Genomic DNA, 6034 nt, shown 5'->3' on the forward strand with positions numbered 1-6034 from the left:
CATGCTAGACACTGATACCAAACGACGCATCAATACCTGCCGGGACATCCTCGTTGGCAAGGTTCCTGACCCCAAGAGCCAGGTCGAACAGATCACCATCGCGCTGATCTACAAGTTCATGGACGATATGGACCTCGAAGCGGAGGAAATGGAGTTCGACCGAAAATTCTTCACAGGCGAATACGAGCGCTATCGCTGGTCGAAGCTGCTGGCGCCGGGCGTGAGCGGGCAGGAGATGCTCAATCTCTATTCCGAAGCTCTGCTAAAGATGGTCGAGAACGAAGGACTGCCCGAGCTCTTCCGCAACATCTTCCGCAACGCCTACCTGCCTTATCGCGATCCTGAGACCCTGCGCAGCTTCCTGCGTGAGATTAACGGCTTTACCTATGACCACAGCGAGCGGCTGGGCGATGCGTTCGAATACCTGCTCTCAGTGCTGGGAAGCCAGGGCGACGCCGGGCAATTCCGCACACCGCGCCACATCATCGATTTCATGGTCGAGATCATCGATCCGAAGAAGGGCGAGGTGATCCTTGACCCCGCCTGCGGCACAGCCGGGTTCCTGATCTCCTCCTACAAGCATATCCTGAAAGCCAACTCGACCGTGCAGGATCGCAATGGCGGCAATGGCGCAGAGGTCGATGCGGCGGAGGCGACGCTCGACAGCCCATTGCGCTATCCGGGCGACCTGCTGACCACAGATGACCGCGAGCGCTTGGCGAACAACATCAAGGGCTATGACATCTCGCCGGACATGGTGCGGCTGAGCCTGGTCAACCTGTACCTGCACGGCTTCCTCGATCCCAATGTCGAGGAATACGACACGCTTACCAGCGAGGACAAATGGGGCGAGACGGCGGACGTGATCCTCGCCAACCCGCCCTTCATGTCGCCAAAGGGCGGGATCAAGCCGCACACGAAATTCTCGATCGCTTCGAAGCGGAGTGAGGTGCTGTTTGTCGACTACATCGCTGAGCACCTGACGCCCAAAGGCCGCGCGGCGATTGTCGTCCCCGAAGGCATCATTTTTCAGAGCCAGAGCGCTTATGTCGAACTACGGAAGGCTTTGGTTGAGAAATACCTCGCAGCGGTGATTTCGTTGCCAGCGGGCGTGTTCAATCCCTATTCGGGCGTAAAAACTTCAATCCTCATTCTGGACAGCGCAGTTGCCAAGGCGAGCGATGAAGTCGCCTTCATCAAGATCGAAAATGACGGCTTTGGTCTCGGTGCGCAGCGCAAAGCCGTAGAGGGAACCCAGCTGCCTCAGGCCAAAGCTGAATTGACCGCATGGCTCAATGCGAAGCGCAACGCGGCAGAATCTGAGCTGAACTCTTCCATCGGCTTTGCGATTGAAAGAGGCCGCGTTGTCGAAGACGGCCAATACAATCTCAGCAGCGACCGCTATCGAGAGGCCACTGAGCGAGAAAGTATCTGGCCTCTCGTCCCATTAGGAGACGTTACCCGCAGATTCAGTGGCGGAACTCCATCTAAGGAGAACTCAGACTTTTGGTCCGGCGAAATTCCATGGGTGTCACCCAAGGATATGAAATCGGATGTCATCCATGATACCGAGGATCATATATCGGAGGCCGCAATTGAAGGCAGTGCGACTTCTCTGGTCCCTGCGGGCACCGTCTTGTGCGTCGTTCGCTCCGGTATTCTAAAGCATACTTTTCCGGTCGCTCTTACCTCGCGACCAATGTGCTTCAACCAAGACATTGTTGCATTGAGCTGCGACGCCGATCGGCTCGACCCGCTCTTTCTATTTTGGTCCCTGAAAGGACGCGCAGCTGAAATCCTTTCGAAAGGTATCAAGCCTGGCGTTACTGTACAGAGCTTTCATTCAGGCTTCTTCAAGACGTTCCAGATTCCCCTTCCGCCGCTCGAAGTGCAGCAGGAAATTGTAGCAGAGATCAAAGGATATGAGGCGGAAATCACAGCGCTTGAATCCCAAATAGCTGACCGCAAGAAGGCGATAGATCAGGCCATTTCGAAAGTCTGGGGACCAGAACCTAGTGGAGACTCTGTGTGATAGACGAAGCCGGACAACTCGAAGGCTTCCTGCCAATCTCCTATCGCACGCCGAAGGAAGAGCAGTATGTCCGCTTCCTGTGGGAGGCGTTCAACGACAATTGCGAAAGCGGGAAGTACCAGTTCGCCTTCCTCGCCTACCACATGCTCACCATGTGCTTCGTGTACTTCAACATCTGGCAGATCAAGCTGATCAAGCCAGCCGACTTTGCGACCGCGCTGATCGGTTTCGGTAAGGACATGGAGAAGGAACTGCTGGAGTCCACCAGCCCCTTCACCTTTCACGTTGTGAACGAGAGCAACGTGATGCGCTTCCTCAAGCTCATCCAGTGCGACAACGGCAAGATCGGCACCTACACCAAGCTAGTAAAGGACCGGAACGAGACGGCACATTCCAACGGCAACATCTTCTTCAGCACCGAGGCCGAGCTGGCCGCCAAGATCCACGAAATCCTGCGCATCGTCACAGAGATACAAAGCCACAGCGAGGCGATCATCGTCGATGGCTACAAGCGCTTCCTGCTCGACTCCGCCGACCCCGAAGAACGAGAACATATCGACGCGATCGACCAGGTCCGCGAGGTCCTGATCCACGAGAACTACATGTCGCTTATCGACCTCGATTTCTGCGCCAGGTTCGACATCGCCGAGTTCGCCGACCATCCGCACTTTGCCGAGATAGAAGCGCTCCATCGCGAAGTGCAGGGGTGGGTTGAGAGCGAAGAGGCGTTGGCGGCATGAGCAAGTACAGCTTCAGCGGAACCTTCAAACGCTCATCGCCGGCATCCTTCGCCGATAAGGTCGGCATTCCGCTAGGCTGGATTGTAGTCCACCACAGCCACATCCCGGAGAAGGCTGATCGCCGAATAGCACATGGCGAGTGGTTCGAGATTTCCTCAGATCGCGGCACCATTTATCGGATGCTGCGCTTTTCTCCGAACATAACCAAGGGTGACGACCAGAGCCCCGGAAAGATGGTTATCGACTGGATCGGCTGGATCGATCTGCACAACCGGGATGAGGATGTCGACGGCCCGCTCACACTCACGGTGAGTCGGGTCCCGCTTTTGAAACGGCCTTGGGTATATCTCAAACATCCCGACCCGGCAGTTCGGCTGTCGGGGTGGCTTGGTTGGGCCTCCGTTATTCTGGGCTTGGCCGCACTTCTGATCTCAATTCCCTACCAGTGGATCGGCGAGAAGATCGGCAGTCTGATCAATGCGATCGCATGCTTTTGCGGCGGAGGTTGAGCATGATGGACGTGACAATGGCCCAGCATCCCGTTGGTCAGGGAGGGTTGATGAGCGGGCTCCTCGAAAATCACGGGGGAAGCCTGCATTGGGCCTACGATTGCGGGTCTAACCAGACTGACGCACTTAACCGTGAGATTGCGGTTGTCGCTGCGCAGGGTGACTTGCAATTGCTGTTCCTGTCTCATCTGGACAGCGATCACGTGAACGGCATTGACAGCCTGCTGGCGAAAGCTCGCGTGGAGGAGGTCGTGCTGCCCTACCTTCGCGACATCGACCGGATTGTTGCCGTAGCGCATGATGCCGCAATGGGGGCGCTAACAGGTGGATTTCTTAGGTTTCTGAATGACATAGAGGGCTGGTTTCGCGAGCGTGGCGTTGAGCGGATCACGTTTATCGAGCCGAGGGACGACGACGATGAAGGCGGTGATGGCCCTTTCATTCCTGAAGTTGGCGATGGCGGAGGTGACGAACCAATAAAATCCAAATGGGTTGGCAAGCCTGTCGCTCCACCCGACGGTGACGGGACTGCCCATTATCCGGAAAATCCAACGGTGCAGCGGCTGGAGGACGGGGCAACGTTGCATCTTTGGGCGGGCCAGCCGTTGGACTGGATATTGTCCCCCCACGCGCACAGGCCGTCGAAATCAGCGTTGGCCGCTTTCGAAGCGGAACTCAGTAAGCGATTCAGTGGGGGGCACTCCGATCCAGACTTTCTGCAAATCATCCTCGCCGACCAGAGCCTGAGAAGCGAACTCAAAGAGTGTTACGACGCTATCTGGAAGGATCATAACTTGGTTTCGATGGCCTTGTATGCTGGACCGGTGAAGAGCGACGCTTGGATTTCCTGGACTGACCGTCACTACCGCTTTCCGTGGTTCTCGCGTCGACATCATCGCGGCGCAGTAGGCTGGCTCTGCACAGGTGATATGCATTTGGACGTCGTCCGACGCCGAGATGCATTCATCCAGCACTACCGCCGCCTCCTAGACAAAGTGAACGTCTTTGCTCTGCCTCACCATGGTTCACGCGCAAACTTCAGCCTTACGCTCTTCAGTGCATTGCCGAATGCCTCCCAATTCACAGCCGCCGCCGGACCCAATAGCTACGATCATCCATCAGAGTACGTGATCCGCGCGGTACAGGCTGAAGGCAGGAGTTTCGTTAATGTGAGCGAGCATTCGCACACTGCCTTGGAATGGAGGCACTACATCTAATGCCCCAACGTACTGCTCTTTGGACCGTCTCCGATCAGCCATCCTCGCTTTCTGAAGCGACATTTCCTTCCGAGCGCCTGCTCGAGGATATGATCATTGCCGCGCCGCGCATTCTCTCCGACGAGTGGATGCTAATCGGGCGTCAAGAGCGGACGGTGACAGGAAGGCTCGACCTTCTGGCCGTTGCTCCGGATGGTGCGCTCGTTCTCATCGAACTCAAACGCGATCGGACGCCTCGGGAGGTGGTAGCTCAGGCGCTAGACTATGCATGTTGGGTCGAAGATCTGGAAGCTGATGACATCGCCGCGATCTATGATCGCTTCGCACCGGGCCGGGACCTGGCGGCCGATTTCCGAGTTCGCTTCGGTCAAGCTCTGGATGAGGACGAACTGAACCAAAGCCATCAAGTGGTCATCGTCGCAACGCATCTCGACGAGAGCAGTGAGAGGATCGTGCGCTATCTCGGCGACAAGGGGATCGCCATCAATGTTCTTTGCTTTCAGGTGTTCGATCACGGCGGGCAGCAACTGCTGAGCAGAACTTGGCTGGTCGATCCGGTCCAGACGCAGGTCAGCGCTTCTACGCCGACTTCGCGAGGTCCGAGGGAACGCGAACCTTGGAACGGGCAGTTCTATGCCTGCTTTGGCCACAGCGAGACGCGCGACTGGTCAGAAGGACGAAAGTACGGCTTCATCAGTGGCGGCGGCGGGACGTGGTATAGCAATACCCTCAACCTACTCTCTCCTGGCGACCACGTCTGGGTAAAGGCACCTGGCTACGGCTTTGTGGGCGTGGGTGAAGTTATAGGTCCACGTGAACCGATAACCGAGTTCAAGATTGAAGTTGACGGAGAGGAGCGTCCTGCGGCGGAAGTTTTACGTGGTGGTACGTACCACCGGGAGGCAATCGAGGACCCCGAACGCATGGAGTATTTCGTCCCAGTCAAATGGCTACACTCAGTCCCGATCGAAGCCGCGATCAATGAGATTGGCATGTTCGGGAACCAGAACACCGTTTGCAAGCCCACAACACCAAAATGGCGCACCACAGTCGAACGTCTTAAGGAACGTTGGAATCTGTACGACTGACTTGGTCCTGTTTGCCGGGTGCAGCACTTTGTTGTTAGCCGTTGGAAGGAAACCGCAGTCACTCCTGCGTGCTCAGTTAGGAAGGTTGCCCCCTTTATTTAGGCAATAGAAATTGTCCGAGCAATGTCCGGCTTTGGGCTGGTTGAAATTTGATGGGAACGTCAGAAACTAGGGCGCGATGCCGCCGTTCTGCTATGCGCCCTAATGACGGCCATAGCTGCTCGGTGGCCGCGCGCCGAACAGCGGACATAGAACATCTGCGTGTCTTGGGTGCCCAGCGGGTGTGCCGTGCTTACGCTGCAGCGGTACGCGATGGCCTGTTGAACCGCGCCGGGTTTGCCGGAGGCCTTGGGTTGTGAGTCACGCTGCCATATCGATGTTGTCCGCGGCAGCATAATATTGGTCTTCCGCTTCGGCAGGCGGGATGTTGCCGATGGGCTCGAGCAGC

At 56.7% G+C, this 6034-nt stretch carries 5 protein-coding genes; all 5 read left to right on the forward strand.

All coding sequences use genetic code 11. The features are described 5' to 3' along the window. The first annotated feature begins 1 nt into the window (after window position 1). From K7G81_RS16425 to K7G81_RS16445, 5 genes are read left to right on the forward strand one after another with little or no spacing between them, the layout of a single operon-like run. The gene (locus K7G81_RS16425) at window positions 2-2032 is read left to right on the forward strand and encodes an N-6 DNA methylase (RefSeq protein WP_223031911.1); all 2031 of its coding nucleotides are present in this window, start codon (window positions 2-4) and stop codon (window positions 2030-2032) included. Then, window positions 2029-2772: a hypothetical protein gene (locus K7G81_RS16430; RefSeq protein ID WP_223031912.1), complete on the forward strand. Its 744-nt coding sequence runs from the start codon at window positions 2029-2031 to the stop codon at window positions 2770-2772. The genes K7G81_RS16425 and K7G81_RS16430 overlap by 4 nt, the downstream gene beginning before the upstream one ends. After that, a complete protein-coding gene (locus tag K7G81_RS16435) occupies window positions 2769-3281 on the forward strand; it encodes a hypothetical protein (RefSeq protein WP_223031913.1) in 513 nt (170 codons plus the stop codon). Before K7G81_RS16430 ends, K7G81_RS16435 begins: the two co-directional genes overlap by 4 nt. A gap of 2 nt (window positions 3282-3283) precedes the next feature. Then, window positions 3284-4498, forward strand: coding sequence for a ComEC/Rec2 family competence protein (locus tag K7G81_RS16440; RefSeq protein WP_223031914.1), 1215 nt, complete (start codon window positions 3284-3286; stop codon window positions 4496-4498). After that, entirely contained in the window at window positions 4498-5586 is a 1089-nt protein-coding gene (locus K7G81_RS16445; protein ID WP_223031915.1) for an endonuclease NucS domain-containing protein, read from the forward strand. Before K7G81_RS16440 ends, K7G81_RS16445 begins: the two co-directional genes overlap by 1 nt. Window positions 5587-6034: the final 448 nt, after the last annotated feature.

This window comes from Hephaestia mangrovi (assembly GCF_019880555.1).
Lineage (GTDB): Bacteria > Pseudomonadota > Alphaproteobacteria > Sphingomonadales > Sphingomonadaceae > Sphingomonas > Sphingomonas mangrovi.